The following is a 20,361-nucleotide window of genomic DNA, read 5'->3' as shown; positions in this document are numbered from 1 at the left end:
GGCACCTTCGGGGCGTTTAAGGGTTCGCTGCGGCTACCGATGGGCAATGAGCGACGAGCAGGAACTCGGTATCACCGAGTCGAAGCAGTACAACACCGGCGAGTGGTACGCCGAGGTCGTCCAGAAGTCGGGTCTCGCGAACTACGGCCCGGAGGGCATGAGCGGTTTCATCGTGACTCGCCCGCGCGGCTACGCGCTGTGGGAGTCCATCCAGAACTACCTCGACGGCGAGTTCAAGAAGACGGGCGTCCAGAACGCGTACTTCCCGCTGTTTATCCCCGAGAGCTACCTCGAACGCGAGAAGGACATCGTCGAGGGGTTCGACCCCGAGGTGGCGTGGGTCACCCACGGCGGCCACGAGAAACTCGAAGAGCGCCTCGCCGTCCGCCCGACCTCCGAGTCCATCATCGCGCCCTACATGGCCCAGTGGGTCCGTAGCCACCGCGACCTCCCGCTCCGCGTGAACCAGTGGGCCTCGGTCGTGCGCTGGGAAGCGACCGAGACGAAGCCGTTCTTCCGCACCAAGGAGTTCCTCTGGCAGGAAGGTCACACGGCCCACGAGACCCGCGACGGCGCGTGGGACGAGACGATGACCCGCCTCTCGCAGTACCAGTCGCTCTACGAGGACGTGCTCGCCATCCCCGTGCTCCGCGGCGCGAAGCCGGAACACGACAAGTTCCCCGGCGCGGACACGACGACGACCGTCGAGGCGCTCATGCCCGACGGCAAGTCCGTGCAGGCCGGCACCTCCCACTACCTCGGCACCTCCTTCGCAGAGGCGTTCGACCTCACCTACACGACCGAAGACGAGGACGAAGAGCCCGCCCACACGACCTCGTGGGGGCTGTCGTGGCGCTCGCTCGGCGCGCTCATCATGACGCACTCCGACGACCAGGGCCTCGTCCTGCCGCCGACCATCGCGCCCGAGCAGGTCGTCATCGTCCCCATCTGGCAGGCCGACACGCAGGAGAAGGTCCTCGACTACGCCGAGGACATCGCCGAAGACCTCGAAGACGCGGGCGTCCGCGTCGAACTCGACGCCCGCGACGAGCGCAACCCCGGCTTCAAGTTCAACGAGTGGGAGCTCAAGGGCGTCCCCGTCCGCTTCGAAATCGGCCCGAACGAGGTCGACGACGACGTCGTCACGGCCGTCCACCGCCCCGACGGCGAGTCGGTCGAACTCGACCGCGAGAACATCGCCGAAGCCGTCCAAGCGCAGTTCGACGAAGTGTACGCGAAGCTCTACGCCGCCGCGGAGGAGAACCTCGAAGAAAACGTCCGCGAGGCGTCCGAGCGCAACGAGATTCTCGGCACCATCGGCCAGCACGGCGGCTACGTGAAAGCGCCGTGGTGCGGAGACGAGGCCTGCGAGGACGAGATTAAGGAGCAAATCGCCGCCGAAATCGTCATGGTGCCCCTGAACGACGAGGACGCGGAGATTCACGACGGCGAGGACTGCGCGGTCTGCGGCGGCGACGCCGAGGAGACGGCGTACTTCGCGAAGTCCTACTGAACCGGCCGCCGGGTTTTACACGATTGTTCATATTTTTCGTCGTCCGTCGAATCATCATTAGTCTCCATACTATGTATGGATACATCCTTATATGACATTGTAACACCCTTATGGTTTCAGGAAAAGTTGCTTATGCGGGTAGCCGTACTATTGGCGTATGACCAAGCCACACATAGACGCACCCTTCGCTCAGGACGGGTTAGCCGACCCGACCGACGAGCGGTCGAACTGCGGCGTTGGGGCCGTCGTAGACCTCGAAAACGGCGCCTCGCACCGAGTCGTCGCAGACAGCCTCGAACTCCTGGAGAATCTCGAGCACCGCGGCACCACGGGCGCTGAGGAAAACACCGGAGACGGGGCGGGTATCCTGCTGCAACGACCCGACGAGTTCTTCGAAGCCGTCCTCGAATCCGAGCTTCCGGACCTCTACGCGGCAGGTTCGGTGTTCATGCCGACCGACGACGAGGTTCGCGAGCGCGTTTCGGCGGTTGTCGAGGACTCGCTGGCCGACCACGGGCTCTCCGTGTTCGACTGGCGCGACGTGCCGACCGACAACGCCGACCTCGGCGCGACCGCGCTCGAATCGGAGCCCGACGTCTGGCAACTGTTCGTCGAGCCGGCCGACGGGATGACCGCAGACGAGTTCGACCGGGCGCTGTACCTCGCCCGCCGAGCCGCAGAGAAGGCGGTCGACGACCTCGCTATCGAGGGCGCGGGACGGTTCTACGTCTGCTCGCTCGACCGCAAGACCATCGTCTACAAGGGACTGCTCACGGCCGAACAGCTCCCGAACTACTACCCCGACCTCAGCGACGAGCGGATGGTGACCGAACTCGCGCTCGTTCACGCGCGATTCTCCACCAACACGCTCGGCGCGTGGCATCTCGCCCACCCGTACCGCCAGGTCATCCACAACGGCGAGATAAACACCATCCGCGGCAACGTCAACTGGATGCGCGCCCGCGAGACGGACCTCCAGCACGAGGCCTTCGGCGACGACATCGAGACGCTCATGCCCATCACGAAGGCCGACCAGTCCGACACCGCGAGCGTGGACAACGTGGTCGAACTGCTCCTCAAGAGCGGCCGCGAACTCCCGCACGTCCTGCGGATGCTCATCCCCGAGGCGTACCGCAACGACGACGCGATGGACCAGGCGCGCCGCGACTGGTACGACTTCCACGCCTCGCTCGTCGAGCCGTGGGACGGTCCCGCGCTCGTCGCGGCGACCGACGGCGACCGCATCGCCGCCGTCCTCGACCGCAACGGCCTCCGTCCGTGTCGCTACGAGGTGACGACCGACGGCCGCCTCATCGTCGCCAGCGAGGTCGGCGCGCTCGACACCGACCCCGCGGAACTCGAATCCCGCGGTCGCCTCCAGCCCGGCGAGATCTTCATGGCCGACCCCGAGGAGGGCCGCGTCATCCCCGACGCCGAAGTGTTCGACTCCCTCACCGACGAGAAGTACGGCGAGTGGGTCGACCAACAGCAGCGCCATCTCGACGACATCGCCGGCGACACCGACTCCACCTCGCGCGGACAGGTCGAGTCGCTCCGCGCGACGCAGGCGGCGTTCGGCTACACGCACGACCAGCTCAACCATATGATAGAGCCGATGGCCCGCGACGGCAAGGACCCCGTCGGCTCGATGGGCGACGACACGCCGCTTTCGGTGCTGTCGGACCTCAACCGCCCGCTGTTTACCTACTTCAAGCAGCTGTTCGCGCAGGTGTCGAACCCGCCTATCGACTACATCCGCGAGAAGCTCGTGACGAGCCTGGAGTCGCGGCTCGGCTGCCAGCGTAACCTCCTCGACGAGTCACCCGAGCACGCGCGTCAGCTCGTCCTCGACTCGCCGGTCCTCACGGACGCCGAGACTGCGGCCATCAAGGACCTCGACGACGACATGCGGAGCGAAGTCGTCGACATCACCTACGAGAAAGGCGGCGACATCCGCGAGGCCATCGAGGCCGTCCGCGACGAGGCCAAGGCGGTCATCGAAGACGGCGCGGACATCGTCGTCCTCTCCGACCGCGCGGTCGGCCCCGACCGCGTCGCCATCCCGAGCCTGCTCGCGACGGGCGCGGTCCACCACAGCCTCGTCCGCAACGGCCTCCGGAACCACGCCGGCCTCGTCGTCGAGTCCGGCGACCCACGCGAGGTCCACCACCTCGCCACGCTCGTCGGCTACGGCGCGGGCGCGGTGAACCCCTACCTCGCCTACCAGACCATCGAGGACGTCGTCGCCGGCCCCGACGGGGCCGACGAGGGCGAGGCCATCGACGCGTACGTCCACGCGCTCGAAGACGGCCTGCTCAAGACGATGGCCAAGATGGGCATCTCGACGGTCGAGAGCTACCGCGGCGCGCAGATTTTCGAAGCCGTCGGCCTCGAATCCGACTTCGTCGCCGAGTACTTCGAGGGCACCGAAATCCGCACCGAGGGTATCGGCCTCGACGTCATCGAGGAAGACCTGCTGACCCGTCACGCCGCCGCGTTCGGCGCGGACCCGAAGCTCGAACGACAGGGCGAGTACGAGAACCGCTCGGCCGGCATCCACCACGGCTGGAACCCCCAGACCGTCGGCACGCTCCAGCAGTCCGTCCGCGCCGGCGACTACGAGAAGTACAAGGAGTTCGCGGAGCTGGTCAACGACCAGTCGAAGCAGCTGAAGGCGCTCCGCGGCCTCCTCGAATTCGATTCCGACCGCGAGCCGGTGGACATCGACGAGGTCGAACCCGTCGAGGATATCGTCACGCGCTTTTCGACGGCCGCGATGTCGCTCGGCAGCCTCTCGCCGGAGGCCCACGAGAACAACTCCATCGCCATGAACCGCATCGGCGGCAAGTCCAACTCCGGCGAGGGCGGCGAGCCGCCGGAGCGCTTCGGCACCGAAAAGGAGTGTAACGTCAAGCAGGTCGCCTCCGGCCGCTTCGGCGTCACCTCTCATTACCTCTCGTCGGCCGACGAGATTCAGATTAAGATGGCGCAGGGCTCGAAGCCCGGCGAGGGCGGCCACCTCCCCGGCAAGAAAGTAAACGAGATGATTGCGCACGTCCGGTATGCGACGCCGGGCGTCGGCCTCATCTCGCCGCCGCCGCTGCACGACATCTACTCCATCGAGGACCTCAAGCAGCTCATCTTCGACCTGAAGTCGGCCAACCCCGACGCCGACATCAACGTCAAGCTCGTCTCCGAGGCCGGCATCGGCACCATCGCCGCCGGCGTCTCGAAGGCGAAAGCCGACGTGGTCCACATCTCCGGCTACGACGGCGGCACCGGCGCGTCGCCCAAGACTTCCATCAAGAACGCCGGTCTCCCGTGGGAACTCGGCCTCGCCGAGGCCAACCAGATGCTCCGCGCGACGGGGCTTCGCTCCCGCATCCGCGTCTCCGTCGACGGCGGCATGAAGACCGGCCGCGACGTGGCCGTCGCCGCCCTCCTCGGCGGCGAGGAGTACGTCTTCGGGACCGCGTCGCTCGTCACCTCGGGCTGCGTGATGGCCCGTCAGTGCCACGAGAACACCTGCCCGGTCGGCGTCGCCACGCAGGACGAGAACCTGCGCCGCCGCTTCCCCGGCGAGCCCGACCACGTCATCAACTACATGACGTTCATCGCGCAGGAACTCCGCGAGATTATGGCCGACCTCGGCTTCACCTCGCTCGACGAGATGATCGGTCGTCCCTCCCTGCTCCGGCAGGTCGAGACGGACCACGAGAAGGCGAAGCACCTCGACCTCTCGTCGGTGCTGGCCGAGCCCGAGACGGGCGCGCGCCGCAAGACCGAAGACCAGGTCCACGCCGACATCGAGACGCACGTCGACCACAAACTCATCGACGAGGCCGCAGACGCCATCGAGAACCGCGAGCCGGTCGTCATCCGCCGCGACCTCTCGAACGTCGACCGCGCGGTCGGCGCGATGCTCTCGAACCGCATCTCGAACGCCCACGGCGGCGAGGGACTCCCGGACGACACCATCCGCTGTGAGTTCGACGGCATCGCCGGCCAGACGTTCGGCGGCTTCCTCGCCCGCGGCGTCACGATGCGGCTCACCGGGGCCGCCAACGACTACGTCGGCAAGGGCCTCTCCGGCGGCCGCGTCATCGTCGACACGCCCGCCGAGGCCAACTACGAGGCCGCCGAAAACATCCTCATCGGCAACGTCGCCCTCTACGGCGCGACGCAGGGCGAATGTTACGTCAACGGCCTCGCCGGCGAGCGCTTCGGCGTCCGCAACTCCGGCGTGAAGGCGGTCGTCGAGGGCGTCGGCGACCACGGCTGTGAGTACATGACCGGCGGCGTCGTCGCCGTGCTCGGGGAGACGGGCCGCAACTTCGCCGCGGGCATGTCCGGCGGCGTAGCCTACGTCTACGACCCCGACGACGAGTTCGCCGCGAAGGCGAACACCGAGATGGTGACGCTCGAAGACCACCTCGACGACAAGGACGAGGCGATGCTCACCCGCCTCGTCGAGAACCACCGCACGTACACCGACTCCGACCGCGCGGCCGAACTGCTCGACGACTGGCAGTCCGTGCTCGGTGACTTCGTGAAGGTGATGCCCGACGCGTACGCCGAGGTCATCGCCGAAGACGGCCGCGAGGACGTTCGCAACGAACTCCCCGCGAAGGCGGGCGCAATCGTCGACGCCGGAGCCGACAGAGTCGGCGCGGCGACGACGAGCGACGACTGAGACGGAGACGGACCCCGGCCGTCTCGAACCGCCGCTAACGGCGAGCGGGTTCCGGCACCCGCAACCGATTCTCTCACGTTTTTCACCGCGCGCGCCTTCGACCGAGACATGGACAACGCACTCGTCATCGGCGGCACGCGATTCATCGGCCGCCACCTCGTCTCGGAACTCCTCGACAGCGGCTACGCCGTGACCATCTTCAACCGCGGGAACCACGACAACCCCTTCGAGGACGACCCGCGCGTCCAACACGTGCAGGGCGACCGAACCGACGACGAGGCGCTCCGGACCGCGAAACTGACCGTCGACCCCGACGCGGTGTTCGACTGCGTGGCGTACAAGCCCGCGGAGGTCGCCTCTGCGGTCGACGTCTTCGCTGACGTGGACGCCTACGTCTACATCTCCAGCGGCGCGGCCTACGGAAGCGAGGTCATCCCGAAGCGCGAGGGCGAGACGCCGCTGTGCGACTGCACCGACGAGCAGGCGGCGGACGACTCGGGTGCGAGCTACGGCCCGCGGAAAGCCGAGGGCGACCGCGTCGTCTTCGAGGCGGCCTCGCGGGGCATCAACGCGATGTCCGTCCGGCCCTGCATCGTCTACGGCCCCGACGACTACACCGAGCGCCTCGACTACTGGATCGACCGCGTGCTGAACTACGACCGCGTCGTCGTCCCCGGCGACGGGACGAACGTCTGGCACCGCGCCTACGTCGAGGACGTGGCGAGCGCGATGCGCGTCGTCGCCGAGGAGGGCGAGGCGGGCGAGGCCTACAACGTCGGTGACAGACGGCTCGTGACGCTCGAAGAGATGGTCGAAGTCATCGCTGACGCCGCCGGCACCGGCGTCGAGGTCGTCCACGCGGGCGAGCGTGAACTCGCCGCGGCCGGCCTCTCGATGGACGACTTCATCCTCTACCGCGACTACCCGCACGTCCTCTCGACGGACAAACTCGCCCGTCTCGGCTGGGAGTCCACCCCCGTCGAGGAGGCGATGCGCCGGTCGGTCGCCGACCACCGCGACAGCGACCGCGACGGCGCGGAACACGACCCCGGCCGCGACGCCGAAGAACGCGTGCTCTCGATTCTCGACACGCTCTGAGACGGGATCGTTCGCTCGAAAAAACGAGGCGGCGAGGCGGCGGTTCCGACGAGCTCAGCCGCTGAACTGGCCGTCGTGGTCCATCTCGGGGACCTCCTCTTCGAGCCACTCTCGGAACCACTTGACGCGCTTGAGCCGCTGGTGAGCGAAGCTCTGGGCGGTGTCGGTTTCGAGCCGGTCGGAGGCGTCGCGGCCGCGCTCGAAGACGCGTTCGACCATCTCGGCGGCGTCCATGTGGGTCCGGGCCTCGTAGCCCATCCGCAGGAGCATCAGCGCGGTGCCGTTCGCGCCGATTTTGTCGAGGATGTCGGCCTCGATGAGACAGCGCGTCTCAAGCGACACGTCGGTCAGCGGCCCCTGATACGAGTGGTCGGAGACGACCTGACACACCTGGTCGACGAAGGAGTCGGGGTAGTCGCCGTGGCTGCTGAGGAACTCGCGGGCGACGCGAGCGCCCTCCTCCGCGTGGACCTCCTGGTCGGCTTCGAGCTTCGAGATGTCGTGAAAGAGGGCGGCGACGCGAACGACGTTCACGTCCGCGCCCTCGCGGTCGGCGATGCGCGTCGCGAGGTCGACGACGTTGAGGATGTGGTTGAACCGGTACTCCGCGGAGTGCCACGGATACCAGCGCATCCGCCCGCCGTCGTCTTCGTTTTCGACGCTCGCAGAGAGATAGTCCGAGACGAAACGCTTCATATCCTCGAACTCGGCGTCGGAGACCGCCGACTCTTTGATTTCAACGCCCACGGCAGAACCTCCGTCGGTGTTGGCACGTGCGTATTCTCATTACACGGAATGAGGGTCGTTCCACTCTTAGGCGTTACGACCACCCTGAGTCGCGGGAACCGGGCTCTCGGGCGAACAGACCGGGTCTCGTGGCCGCCAATGTGAACCGCTGGCACATCGATGAGAGTTAACTCGCCCGCCCGCGTCGACCCCGACGTGACCGAAGCACGATACCTCGACGACGCGACGACACACGAGTTCGAGGCGACCGTCGAGACGGTCCGCGGAACCGACCGCGTCGTCCTCGACCGGACGTACTTCTACCCGACCGGCGGCGGCCAACCGCACGACACGGGCACCCTATCGGTAGACGGCGAGGATTGCGACGGCGAGACGTGGGACGTGACGGACGTCCAGAAACGCGACCGAATCGAACACGTCGTCGCGGGCGACGCGCCCGACCCGGGGGCGACCGTCACCGGACGCGTCGACGCGGCGCGGCGGCGCGCCCACAGCCGCTACCACACGGCCCAGCATCTCCTCTCTGCGGTCCTCCTCGACGAGTTCGACGCCGAGACGACCGGTAACCAACTGTACGCCGACCACGCACACCTCGACTGCGCCTACGACCGCTTCGACGGCGACGACCTCCGGACCATCGAGACGCGCCTGAACGACCTCGTCGCGTCCGACCTCCCCGTCCGGTGGTACAGCCTCGACCGCGAGGAGGCCGAAGCGACGCTCGACCCCGACCGCACCAGGCTCCACCTGCTTCCGGAGTCGATTCGGGAGGTCCGAATCGTCGAAATCGGCGACGCGGACGACCCCTTCGACCGGACCGCCTGCGCGGGAACCCACGTCGAATCGACGGGCGACATCGGCACGGTCTCCGTCGCCGGCCGGACGACCCAAGGCTCGGCACACGAGCGCGTGAACTTCGCCCTCGAATAGCCGGTCGCCGGTCGAACCGACTCCTCGGACGCGACTACGTGGACCGGGACGCTTCTGCCCGCGCCCGAGGCTCGCATACCCAGCCCTCGCGGACCGGAACCAGCTCGTAGCCCGACTCCCGGAGCAGGGCCTTCGCCGCCGCTTCGTCGTGGCTCCCGCGGGCGTCGTGCAGTTCGAAATACACCGTCGGCCGGTGCTCCCGAAGGACCGCCTCCGCCCCCCGGAGCACGTTCAGGCCGAACCCTTCGACGTCAACCTTCAGGTGGTCCGGCGGCGGGACCGTCCCGGACTCGACGAGCGAGTCCAGCCGTCGCATCGATACCGACGCCGTGTCGACGACCCGCGCCCCCCACGCGCTCGCGTGGTCTCGCGAGAACGACCCCAGTTCGTCGTAGCTCGACAGGTGGAACGCTCGGGATTCGTCGGTTTCGCCGAGGCCGCAGTCGAGGAGGTCCACCCGGTCGTCGAAGTCGTTGACCTCGACGTTCGCCCGCAACTGGTCGACGACCTCGGGATGCGGCTCGACGGCGACGACCTGCGCGGAGGGTTCGCTGGCCGCGACCGCGAGCGTGTAGGTCCCCGTGTTCGCGCCCACGTCGACGACCACGTCGCCGCCGTCGAGGTCGAGCAACAGCGCTTGCAGGAGCACGTCGTTACCGTGACGGTTGTACAGTTCGTAGCTCCGGAAGCTCGTCCGCCCGACGTGTTTCTTCGTGGCGACGAGCCGTCGCTCGTAGTTCGCCCGAACGAGCGCGTAGTGGAGGGTGTACGCGAGGTGGCGAGCGGCCGACACCGGATGCAGCAGAGACACGTTAGTGTATTGTCATTGTGCGGCGATAAAAATCGCTCGGCGGCGACGCGACTCGGCGTGATATGGATTCGCAGGAGAAGTTCGAGTAGTCCCGGGCGGATTCGAACCGCCGTCAGCGGCTGTCTTCTCGGCACGCAATGAACCGTACCAATCCAAAGGCCGCTATGATTGGCCACTACACCACGGGACTGCGCACTCGTCGGTTGTCCGCTGGTAAATGAAAACGCTTCGGTTCCGGTCGGGCGGCGTCGGCGATTAATCGGCGGCTTCCGTCTCCGTCTCGGGTTCCGCGCCGCACACGTCGAGATACTCGCAGGCGTCCGTCTCGGGGTCGAAACAGTCGGGACACTCGGAGTTACGGTCGATGATGGTGTCGAGTCGCTCCGCAATCATCCCGTCGATGACGGGTTCGAGTTCGCGGGCCTCCGCGCGGAACTCCTCGACGTCGAGGACGTTCGAGAGGAAGCGCTCGATGATGCAGTAGGTCTGGAGCGCGTCGCGGGCGCGGACGATGCCGTCGTCCGTGAGCGTGACGCCCTTGTACTTCTCGTGTTCGGCGAGGCCGCGGGATTCGAGTTTGCCGATCATCTCGTTCGCACTCGCGGGGCTCACCTCCATCATGTCCGCGAGCGCGCCGGTGGCCGCCGGGCCGTTCTCCATCTCCTGCAGCAGGTAAATCGCCTTGACGTATTGGTCTGCCGTGTTCATCGTTTCACTCGCGGTCTTCCATGATTCGCGTCACTTCTTCTACGCCCTCGGCCTCCTCGTCGCGAATCGCCGACAGGGTGGCGACGAGTTCCTCGCGGTCGATAGAGAACTGTGCCTCGCTCGCCTCGATGGCCTCGATGACGTCGTCGTAGAACTTGTAGGCGGTCTCCTCGTTGCAGAGTTGGTCGTAGAGGACGCCGTCGAAGTCCTCGGGCTTCGTCTGGCCGTACTGGGCCTCGACCAGCGCCTCTATCTCCTCGAAGGGGACGCTGTCGACTTCCAGCCGGTCGATGACGGCTTCGAGGCGCTCGCGGTGGTCCGCGGACTCCTCGGCGGCGTGCGAAAGCAGGGCTCGAATCTCCTCGTCGAGCGCGTCTTCGTCGAGTTCCTCGTGGTGGTGGTAGGCGCGCGCCTCCACGACCTCTTCGAGGACGATACCGATCTGGAGGAGTCGGGCGAGCTGGTGGTCCGAGCTGACCTGATAGCCGACGCTCATGGACTCGTCCCCCTCAACGTTCGAAGACACGGTCCCGCGACGTACATACACACCTCTCCGGGAGTAACCGACTTAAGCGGTTCCCTCGCGGGTCGACGGGATCGGAGAAAAAAACGCCCGGCGAAGTCGCGCCGCGGAGGCCGGACTACCGCAGGCGCGCCGCGATGAGCTCTTCGAGGTCGTCGCGGAACTCGTCGACTTCGATCTCTTCGAGGACGGGCACGAAGAAGCCCTCCACGAGCATGTTACGGGCCTGTTCTTCGGGGACGGACCGAGAGACCATGTAGAAGAGGTCCTCGGCGTCGACCTGCCCGACGGAGGCCGCGTGGGACGCCTCGGTGTCGTGGTTGTTGATGATGAGCTTCGGCGACGCGTCGGCCTCGGACTGGTCCGAGAGCATCAGCGTGTTCTCGCGCTGATAGGAGTTCGTACTCCACGCGTCGCGGCCGACGTCCTGGACGCCCTCGTACACCGAGCGCGCCTCGTCGTCGAGGACGCCGCGGGTCACGAGGTCGGCCGTCGTGTTCTCGGCTTTGTGCCAGACGCGGGCGTTCACGTCGAGGTGCTGGTCGTCGTGACCGAAGAACGCGCCGACGATTTTCGTCTCCGACGCCTCGCCGTTGAGTTCGGTCTCGACGTCGCTGCGGGTGAGCCGCGAGCCGAGGTTCCCCTCGATCCAGTTGACCGTGGAGTAGGTGTCGGCGTCGGCGCGCTTGAGCGAGTACGTGTACGTCTCCTCGTCGAGGTTTTGCAGGGAGCCGTACTGGACGTACGAGTTCTCGCCCGCGTCGATTTCGACGAGGTTCGAGAAGTACCGCGCGTCGTCGACGCTGTCGCCGGACTCGATGGCTTCGAGGATGGTGACCGACGAGGACTCCTCGGTGACGACGAGCGTGTGGCTGAACAGCGACCGAGAGTTCATCTCGGCGCGAATCTTCACGTCCTCGGCGTCGACGCCCTCGGGGACGTAGATGAACGTGCCCGTCGTGAACAGCGCCGCCGAGAGGGCGGTGAGGTAGTTCGTGTCGGGAGCGACGACCGACCCGAAGCGCTCCTCGATGAGGTCGCCGTACTCGGAGAGCGCCTCCGTGAACGGAAGGACGACGACGCCCTCGGGCGACTCGCGGGTCGTCTCGTCGGCCTGGTTCAGCGGGTCGACGAGCGACTCGAAGTCGAGCGCTTCGAGGTTGGTCCAGCGGCGACCGGGCGTCTGGATGACGTCCGGCAGTTCGAGCGCGTCGAGTGCTTCGAGGGCTTCGAGGCGGGCCTCGAGGAGCCACTCCGGCTCGTCCCGTGCGTCCGAAATCTCTCGTACCGTCTCTGCGGACAGGTTCGCGGGAAGTTGCGCACTCATTGGTTATCCGAGGCTACCCTCCATCTCGAGTTCGACGAGTCGGTTGAGTTCGACCGCGTACTCGATGGGCAGTTCCTCCGTGATGGGTTCGATGAACCCGGAGACGATCATCTGCTTCGCGTCGTCGTCGTCGAGACCGCGCGACTGGAGGTAGAAGATGTCCTCGTCGCCGATCTTGCCGACGGTCGCCTCGTGGGCGACGTCCACCGTGGACTCGTTGATTTCCATGTACGGCATCGTGTCCGAGGTGGACTCGTTGTCGAACATGAGCGCGTCACACTCGACCGCGGTCGAGGAGTTCTTCGCGCCGTTGGCGATGTGGACGAGACCGCGGTAGTTCGTGCGGCCGCCGTCCTTCGAGATGGACTTCGACTCGATGGTCGACTTCGTCTCGGGGGCGTTGTGGTACACCTTCGCGCCGGTGTCGATGTTCTGGCCCTCGCCCGCGAAGGCGATGGTGATGTGGTTGTCCGACGCGCCGCGGCCCTTCAGAATCGACGCCGGGTAGAGCATGGTGGCCTTCGAGCCCATCGAGCCCGAAATCCACTCCATGCGGCCGCCCTTCTCGACGATGGCGCGCTTGGTGTTGAGGTTGTAGGTGTTCTTCGACCAGTTCTGGACGGTCGAGTACTGGACGTGGGCGTCCTCGCCGACGAACACTTCGACGCCGCCGGAGTGGAGGTTGAACGCGGAGTACTTCGGGGCCGAACAGCCCTCGATGTAGTGGACTTCGGAGCCCTTCTCCGCGACGATGAGCGTGTGCTCGAACTGGCCCATGCCCTCGGAGTTCATGCGGAAGTACGCCTGCACCGGCATCTCGACCGTCACGTCCTCGGGGACGTAGACGAACGAGCCGCCGGACCAGATGGCGCCGTGAAGCGCGGCGAACTTGTTGTCGCTCGGGGGGACGCACTTCGTCATGAAGTACTCCTTGACGATGTCTTCGTGCTCCTGGACCGCCTGGTCCATGTTCATGAAGACGACGCCTTTCTCCTCCCAGCGCTCCTGCATGTTCTGGTAGACGACCTCGGACTCGTACTGGGCGCCGACGCCCGAGAGGGCGTTCTTCTCGGCTTCCGGGATACCCAGTTTGTCGAAGGTGTCCTTGATGTCGTCCGGCAGGTCGCGCCAGTCGTCGACGCCGCCGCGGACTTCCACGTCGGGTCGGATGTACGGGACGATTTCGTCCACGTCGACCTCGGAGAGGTCAGGCTGGCCGGGCCAGTCGGTCGGCATCGGCATGTTCTGGTACTGCTTGAGCGCGCGAAGGCGGCGCTCGAGCATCCATTCGGGCTCGTCTTTGTCCTCCGAGATGACGCGGATGGTCTCTTCGTTGAGACCCTTCTCGGCCACGAACGCGGCCTTCTGCTCCTTCTTGAACTCGAAGCGAGCTTCCGTGTCTGTCTCTTTGAGGTGGTCTTGGTCGGAACTCATGATGTTGGGGGATTACGCGGCTTCGTACACTTCCTCACGGACCCAGTCGTAGCCCTTGTCTTCGAGCTCGGACGCGAGCGACGCGTCGCCGCTCTTGACGACCTTACCGTCCAGCATGATGTGGACGTGGTCCGGCTCGACGTATTCGAGGATACGCTGGTAGTGAGTGATCTGGAGGATACCCGTGCCCTGCTCGTCGCGCAGCGCGTTGATACCCTTCGAGACGTCCTGCAGGCGGTCGATGTCGAGACCGGAGTCGATCTCGTCGAGCACCGCAATCGACGGTTCGAGAATCGCGGCCTGAAGGACCTCGTTTTGTTTCTTCTCGCCGCCGGAGAAACCGGCGTTGAGGTAGCGCTGCATGAACTTCTCGTCCATGTCGAGAAGCTCCATCTTCTCTTTGAGGAGCTGCTGGAACTCGGCGACGCCGACTTCGTCGTCGTCGACGTTACCCTCCATCGGGGAGGTGTCGTAGCCGGCTTCCTCTTCTGCTTCCTCGTCGTCGTCCTCGCCGAAGAGGAGCTCCTCGCGCTCGTCGATCTTCGCGTTGAGCGCGGTGCGGAGGAAGTTCGTCATGGTGACGCCCTCGATTTCCGCGGGGTACTGGAAGCCGAGGAAGATGCCGAGCGCGGCGCGCTCGTTCGGCTCCAGTTCCAGAAGGTTCCACGTGCGGGCGTCGTCCGGAATTTCGAGGTCGCCGAAGTCGTCGTCCTCCAGGTGGAGGAGGATTTCGCCTTCGGTTACTTCGTAGGCGGGGTGCCCGGCGATGATTTTAGAAGTCGTAGACTTGCCGGACCCGTTGGGACCCATCAGCGCGTGGATCTCGCCGGATTTGACTTCCAGGTCGACACCTCGCAGAATCTGCTCACCGTCTTCCTCCGCGACTCGTGCGTGGAGGTTCTTAATCTCGAGAGTTGCCATCGTTGGTTCGTTGCCTCGTACTCGAAAGGTGGGGAGTATCGCCCATAATGCTTGCGCATTCACCCCCGCCACCTTTTGTAGAAAGAAAATTTGTTTTCAAATCCGCAAAGAATCACACCGATTCGCGACACGCGTCCGGGTTTCGGACAGCCGAACGAAGTTACGGTTCCGGCGACTATGTAACCGAATATGGTTTCGTTAGTCGGTGACGGGAGCGGTCACATGAAGCTCCCAAGGCCGGTCTGTTCCTGTCCGCTTTTCACCTCGTCCCACGACATCCCGAGCGCCTCGATAACGCGGGAGATGGGCCCTTCGAGCGTCTTGGTGAGCATCGTCTCCCAGTCGACTTCGAATTCCTCGGGAATCTGGTCCGCGTACTCGAAGCAGATGACGTCGGGGTCGCGCTTGAACTCGCGGTAGCGGTCGTCGACCTGCGGGTCGAACTCGCTGGACTCCATCTCGCGGAACCACGACGGGTGGACTTTCTTGAGGTAGACCCGCTTCGGCTTCGACCCGCGGCCGAAGTTCGTCCCGAGGAAGGCGTTGGCGTACTGCGCGCCGCGGACGTGCGCGGTCGGCGTCTCGTACGCCGAGAGGCGTTTGCCGATGCCGCCGGGGATGCCGACCTGTTCGAGCGGGAGGTTCCCCGCCTCGAAGTCCGTGATGATGTCGTGGAGGTAGTCTTTGATGACCTCGGTGTCCTCGCCGTGGACGATCATGTCGATGACGTTCTTCTGGACCTCTTTGGTTATCTGTGCGATATCCGACCGTTTGTACTCGAAGCCCGTGATGTCGATGTCGTCGACGTCCTTACCCTCCTTCCAGACGATGTGGCCCGCGTAGCGCTTTTTCTTGCCCGCCTGGAAGAACCGCCGGTAGAGCTTCTCGAACTCGATTTGGAAGCGATGTTCGTCCGCGCCCAACTCGTCGCGCGCGAAGTCGTCGTAGGCGGCGTTGATGTGCTCCTCGATGTCGAACGACTGCTCGATGGCTTCTTCTTTCGACACGTCCGGGCCGAGTTCGAGCATGACGGAGTCGGTGTTGTGAAGGACGATACCTCCAACACCGTCGACGAAGTTTTCGTTTTCTTCGACGCTCAAGTCGTACACGTAGCCGTCGTGGTCGACTTCGGTCAGCACGGGGTCTCGGCCTTCCCGGTAGGTGCTACACGTCCGAATAGTGTACGAGTCTTTGCTGTCCCGATACTTGAGCGAGTGTTTTTGCCCCCGTTGCGTGAGCAACATCGAGAGACCGGCAGCAAGTTCTCGGCTCGTCGTCTCGAAGTCGAAGTTTCGCTGTGCGTACGCTTCGGTGTATCGTGGGAATTCGCGAGACCCATCGCCTTCGACGAGCAACGTCAGGAACAAGTCTTGCTTCTCCTCAGGAAGGTGGAAGACGAATGAGGGGATCCGTTTACCACGCGACGTCTGCCCTGCGAACTCGCGGAAGAACACAGCAGCGAGTTCGTTCATCATCTGCAGTTTCAGCGTCTCGTCATTGTACGTGACCGACGCACCGCCTGTGTCCGTTTGATACTCGACGGTTCGCTCCGCTCGTCGGTCGCTCGTAATGATACCGGCGGTCGTGTTCTCGAACAGTCGAGAGTAATCTCGCTGGAGTTGGGCTAGCCACTCACGGTCGGATTCAGCGATACTTGCCCCGAATTTCGACGTCGCCGTCTCGCCAGTGGATGCGCTTCCTTCAGAGACGTACGCACCGAGGAGCCGAATGAGTGCTGCACCATCTTCGCTGTCGATATCGACGAATCGTTTGACTTTGACGGTCGAGTCGACGTCTCGGTGGTGCTCGTGGCCGAACCAGACATACTCGTCGTCCGCGTGGATTTGTTTCCGCTTCGTTATCGAATTATCGCTCCCGACGCTCCGCCCGTCCTCGTACTCGCGTTCGTACCCGCGAAGGACCTCGTAGACGTCGACCTGCTCGATAGGCTCGACATCGGGTACCCCGGAGACGCGATACGGCTCCGCCACGTCGTCCGGAGAGACAGTTGTGAGGCCGTCTTCACCGGGGACGACGTACGAGTGGTCTCTCGTCGTCGTCGACTCACCGAACTTGTGTTGGAGGTTCACCACCGGTTTGTCCGTTTTATGGCGAATCGCCTGCGCAATCGGTTGCCACTCCGCCTCTCCAACTTCGTTCACAGAGAGGGCGTCCCACCCGTCGAGCGCTCGGCGAGTCTTCCCGGGAGTGGCACTTGCGACGACGTCCCCGTCGGCAGCGATGAGTACCTCAGATTCAGTCGTTCCGCGGGCAAACAAGTCCTCGATAGGAAGGATTCGAACAGTCCCACCGGGGTCTCTGACGACGACCGGGCGATCTCCCGTCACGCTGTCGCCGTAGGCCACGTCGTAGCCGATTTGGTTCGCCGCCTGCTCCGTGAACTCGATGACCTTCCGGCCGGTCGCCGTCACCGCCGCGCCCATCTCCTTGTCGTAGAGGCGGAAGCGGTCCCAGCCCAGCACGCCGTACAGCGAGTTCATGATGACCTTCACCGCGGCCTGCTGGCGGTCGAACTGCTCGTACTCCGACGAGCCGGGGTCGTGGGAGTTCCGAAGCGACTTCTTTTCCTCCCGCTCGGTGAGGAGTTCGTCGACCATCTCCCGAATCATGCCGTCCGGCTCCTGCTGGAAGTGCGTCCCGTTGGGTGCGCGGAACACCTCGCCGTCGTAGCGCTCGGGGTCGACTTTCGTCTCCGGCGAGGCGTTGATAGTCACCATACACATCGGGTACAGCGACTTCAGGTCGAGCACCGTGACGTTCTCCTTGACGCCGGTGATGGGGTCGAAGACGGCCCCGCCCTCGTAGTCCTCCGACTCCTGTTTCCCCTTCGAGGGGAGCGCGAACTCGCCGTGGACCTTGTGGAGGACGTAGATGTCGACGGTGTCGCCGGGCGTCGGCGCGTCTTCGAGCTTACAGCCGACGAACGTCCGCACCTCGTCCCAGAAGGCGATGATGTCCTGTTTCCGGTCGATTTCGACGCACAGCTCCACGTCGCGGAGGTTGTATTCGAGCAGGCGTTCGGGGTCTTCCTCCCAGAGGTCACCGATGTCGCCCGAGTAGCGCTCCTTGCCCGCGTCGAGTTCGAGTTCGCCCACCGCGTCGAGGCGGTAGGATTCGAGTTCGGTGAACTGGGTGCGCTTGTAGGCGTACAGCAGGTCGAAGACGACGCGACCCTTGATGTCCGGGCCGCCCCAGCCGCCGCGCCACACCTCGCCGAGCCGCGAGATGCGGTTGTAGTCGAGGTTCAGGTCGGTCCGCTTGTCGACTTCCTCCAAGCGGTCGAGGAAGTACGGCGCGTCGAAGTCCTCGAAGTTCCACCCGGTGAGGATGTCGGGGTCGGTCTCCTCGATGTACGTGAGGAAGGCGTCGAGCATCTCGGCCTCCTCGTCGAACGTCCTGACCTCCACGTCTCCGTCCTCCCCGAGGAAGTCGTAGTTCGGCAACGCGTCGGGGCGCTTGCCGAGTCCCTCGTCGGCCACGGCGTGCCAGACGACGTACTCGTCGCGGTAGGAGTCGTGGCTGGTCAGACAGATAATCGGCTCTTCGCCGTCCTCGGGGAAGCCGTTCCGGTCGTTGACCTCGATGTCGAAGGTGTTCACCCGGAGGTTCGCGTCGACCTCCGCGGGCGCGACTTCCTGGTGAGGAATCTGAATCGTCCCGTCGTCGAGGCGGCGCTCGGGGACGCTGACGCCGCCTTTGATGTCCTTGTCGATGAGCAGGCGGTTCGGAAAGAGGATGTCCGCCTCGTAGTGGTCGAACTCGTCGCGAATCTGCCCGACGTCGCGGGGGGTGCGGCCGAAAATCTTCGTCAGCTCCTCGCCGCGGATGCTCTCGTAGCCGTCCTCGGTGCCGGTGATAACGTCCTTGTCGAGGTCGCCGTCGTCGAGGCTGTCGGTGGGGGCGTAGAAGTACGGCCGAAATCCGAGTACGCGGACGTGTTCGGTCTCGTCGTCGGCCGTCCGGCCGAAGATGTGAATCACCGGGTACTCGTCGCGGCCCGCGCCCTCGATGGTGTAATCGACCTGCGTGACGGCCAGTTCGACCGTCCCGTCCGGGTCGGGAAACCGCACCTCGTCCGTGTCGACGACGTCGGAGACGTGCTGGCCGGCGTCGCCGGCGACGATGGCGGCCTCCTCGTCAGGCCGCGCGTCGCCCGCGCCGTCGGCGTCGTTTCCCCCGAAGTCGGTCAGACCCGTCTGCGTCATGGCAATCGCTTCGGCGGCGCGGCTAAAAACCCCGGCGTTTCCGCGAACCGCACCCGGAACCACGGAAAGACATTTATCCATGTATGACATTCCTTGTCACACGATATGACCGACCACGCAACTCCGGAGCGGTGGGATGGCACGATCGACGGCGACGGACCGACTGGTCCGACGGGAGCCGAGACGGTCGAATCCTACGATATCGACGGTGGCGTGGTGTTCTACGACGCGGAGAACCCACTCGCGTGGGTCGAGGCCTCGAGTTCGATGCGCCTCGACGACTGCGCCTGACTCGGCCGAAACGGACACTTTTTCTCGGCACGGCGTCTCGACGCGAGCGTGACGGACGACGAGCGACGCGAGGGAACAGCCACGGACGCGGCCGACGAAGACGACGACGCGGAGCGTCCGTCGGCGGACATGGCCTCGGAGATCGACCCCGAAAAGCGGTGGGGCGACCCCGAGGCCCGCTGGGACCCGGAAACCCGCTGGGGGAACCCCGAGAAGGACCTCCCGACGATTCCCCGCGTCGGCATCCCCGGTGAGGACGCCGGCGACGACGGCGACTCCAACGGCGACGGCGGCGACGACGCGCCGGAGTTCTCGCCCGACGTGAATCCCGAGGCCGCCCGGCTGTTCTGGGCGAGCGTCGTGCTCGCGAACGTCGGCCTCGCGGGACTCACGGTGGGGCCGATGCTCGTCTACTTCCGCGGCGATACGCTCCTCGGCGGCGGCCTGTTTCTGTTCGGCGCGGTCGTGCTCGTCCGCGTCCACTCCATCTACCGAGAGTTCAAGCGAGGGGAGTGGCGGGACGACGACGGCGACGACAGCGACGGCGATGACGCGGACGACGGCGACTCAGCCGAGAGCGACGACGCGTCGGGAACTGATGACGAACGCGAAGACGCCCCCGAGCGCAACCGCTAACAGTCGCCGCGCCCTTCGCCGGGACGTATGCGAACCGTCCGCGGACCCGACGGCCGGACGTATCTCCTCGTCAAGCAGTCGAGCGACGCCAGCCGCGTCCGCGACCCGGAGACCGGCGAGGAGCGGCACCTGCCGAACGACGACCTCGAAGCCGTGAGCGGCGAGTCCCCGCTCGAAACCGCCGCGCGCGCCGTCCCCGAACCGGTCCGCCGAATCCTCGTCGCGGTCCCGACCGAGCGCGGACTGGGCCTGCTCGTCGACCTCGTCGACCGCGGGCCGCTCCCCGTGGTCGACCTCCTCGGAGCCTACGACCTCTGCGAGAGCGACCTCCACGGTCTCTTAACCGAGTTCCGGGCCGCCGGCCTCGTCGTCGAGGCCACGGTCTACGGGGAGCGCGGCTACGAGGCGACCGATGCCGCGAAAGAGGGAGTCGAATTACTGCGGGCGAACGGCGCACGCGAGTAGGCTATCGCGGCGGAGCCGACCGCCCTCCTATCGCGGCG

At 65.4% G+C, this 20,361-nt stretch carries 15 protein-coding genes and 1 tRNA gene; 7 read left to right on the top strand and 9 right to left on the bottom strand.

The genetic code is table 11. The annotated features are described in order from the left end of the window. The first annotated feature begins 46 nt into the window (after positions 1-46). From proS to DEQ67_RS04460, 3 genes are all read left to right on the top strand, one after another. The gene (proS, locus tag DEQ67_RS04470) at positions 47-1,513 is read left to right on the top strand and encodes a proline--tRNA ligase (protein ID WP_115891327.1); all 1,467 of its coding nucleotides are present in this window, start codon (positions 47-49) and stop codon (positions 1,511-1,513) included. Positions 1,514-1,670: 157 nt separating this feature from the next. After that, positions 1,671-6,206 carry a glutamate synthase large subunit gene (gltB, locus tag DEQ67_RS04465; RefSeq protein WP_115860231.1) on the top strand — a complete coding sequence of 1,512 codons (4,536 nt, stop codon included), beginning with the start codon at positions 1,671-1,673 and terminating at the stop codon, positions 6,204-6,206. Positions 6,207-6,314: 108 nt separating this feature from the next. Further along, positions 6,315-7,304: an NAD-dependent epimerase/dehydratase family protein gene (locus DEQ67_RS04460; RefSeq protein ID WP_115802316.1), complete on the top strand. Its 990-nt coding sequence runs from the start codon at positions 6,315-6,317 to the stop codon at positions 7,302-7,304. A gap of 54 nt (positions 7,305-7,358) precedes the next feature. Here the strand turns inward: DEQ67_RS04460 and DEQ67_RS04455 are convergent, their stop codons facing one another. Beyond that, positions 7,359-8,051: an HD domain-containing protein gene (locus DEQ67_RS04455; RefSeq protein WP_004044070.1), complete on the bottom strand. Its 693-nt coding sequence runs from the start codon at positions 8,049-8,051 to the stop codon at positions 7,359-7,361. A gap of 159 nt (positions 8,052-8,210) precedes the next feature. Between DEQ67_RS04455 and DEQ67_RS04450 the strand changes: the two genes are divergently transcribed. After that, complete coding sequence (locus DEQ67_RS04450) at positions 8,211-8,981, top strand: alanyl-tRNA editing protein (protein ID WP_199522540.1); 771 nt, start codon at positions 8,211-8,213, stop codon at positions 8,979-8,981. Positions 8,982-9,015: 34 nt separating this feature from the next. On the opposite strand, the gene DEQ67_RS04445 is transcribed toward DEQ67_RS04450, so the two are convergent. From DEQ67_RS04445 to DEQ67_RS04410, 8 genes are all read right to left on the bottom strand, one after another. Next, entirely contained in the window at positions 9,016-9,774 is a 759-nt protein-coding gene (locus DEQ67_RS04445) for an FkbM family methyltransferase (protein WP_004044072.1), read from the bottom strand. A gap of 104 nt (positions 9,775-9,878) precedes the next feature. Beyond that, a tRNA-Gln gene (locus tag DEQ67_RS04440) sits at positions 9,879-9,982 on the bottom strand. Between the two features lie 65 nt (positions 9,983-10,047). Beyond that, complete coding sequence (locus tag DEQ67_RS04435) at positions 10,048-10,500, bottom strand: metal-dependent transcriptional regulator (protein ID WP_004044074.1); 453 nt, start codon at positions 10,498-10,500, stop codon at positions 10,048-10,050. A 4-nt stretch (positions 10,501-10,504) separates the two neighbouring features. Continuing rightward, positions 10,505-10,996: a hypothetical protein gene (locus DEQ67_RS04430; RefSeq protein WP_004064301.1), complete on the bottom strand. Its 492-nt coding sequence runs from the start codon at positions 10,994-10,996 to the stop codon at positions 10,505-10,507. A 145-nt stretch (positions 10,997-11,141) separates the two neighbouring features. Next, entirely contained in the window at positions 11,142-12,350 is a 1,209-nt protein-coding gene (gene sufD, locus DEQ67_RS04425) for a Fe-S cluster assembly protein SufD (protein WP_004044076.1), read from the bottom strand. 3 nt (positions 12,351-12,353) lie between these two features. Next, a complete protein-coding gene (gene sufB, locus DEQ67_RS04420; protein WP_004064302.1) occupies positions 12,354-13,784 on the bottom strand; it encodes a Fe-S cluster assembly protein SufB in 1,431 nt (476 codons plus the stop codon). Positions 13,785-13,796: 12 nt separating this feature from the next. Continuing rightward, on the bottom strand, positions 13,797-14,705 hold the full coding sequence (locus DEQ67_RS04415) for an ABC transporter ATP-binding protein (protein ID WP_115891329.1): 909 nt from the start codon (positions 14,703-14,705) through the stop codon (positions 13,797-13,799). Positions 14,706-14,923: 218 nt separating this feature from the next. After that, a complete protein-coding gene (locus DEQ67_RS04410; RefSeq protein ID WP_115860233.1) occupies positions 14,924-18,931 on the bottom strand; it encodes a DNA polymerase domain-containing protein in 4,008 nt (1,335 codons plus the stop codon). A gap of 105 nt (positions 18,932-19,036) precedes the next feature. Here DEQ67_RS04410 and DEQ67_RS04405 point away from each other — a divergent pair, with 105 nt between their 5' ends. Genes DEQ67_RS04405 through DEQ67_RS04395 form a run of 3 tightly spaced genes read left to right on the top strand, consistent with a single transcriptional unit; the run spans position 19,037 to position 20,323 of the window. After that, positions 19,037-19,222, top strand: a complete 186-nt coding sequence (locus DEQ67_RS04405; protein WP_004044080.1) for a DUF7331 family protein — start codon at positions 19,037-19,039, stop codon at positions 19,220-19,222. 48 nt (positions 19,223-19,270) lie between these two features. Then, positions 19,271-19,858 carry a DUF7322 domain-containing protein gene (locus tag DEQ67_RS04400; RefSeq protein ID WP_115802309.1) on the top strand — a complete coding sequence of 196 codons (588 nt, stop codon included), beginning with the start codon at positions 19,271-19,273 and terminating at the stop codon, positions 19,856-19,858. Between the two features lie 27 nt (positions 19,859-19,885). Beyond that, on the top strand, positions 19,886-20,323 hold the full coding sequence (locus DEQ67_RS04395) for a DUF7346 family protein (RefSeq protein WP_115802308.1): 438 nt from the start codon (positions 19,886-19,888) through the stop codon (positions 20,321-20,323). The last annotated feature ends 38 nt before the right edge of the window (positions 20,324-20,361 follow it).

The sequence above is a fragment of the Haloferax sp. Atlit-48N genome, assembly GCF_003383015.2.
In the GTDB taxonomy this organism is placed as follows: Archaea; Halobacteriota; Halobacteria; order Halobacteriales; family Haloferacaceae; genus Haloferax; species Haloferax volcanii.
Note: the sequence above shows the minus strand (reverse complement) of the source record. Positions and strands in the feature narration are given on the sequence as shown.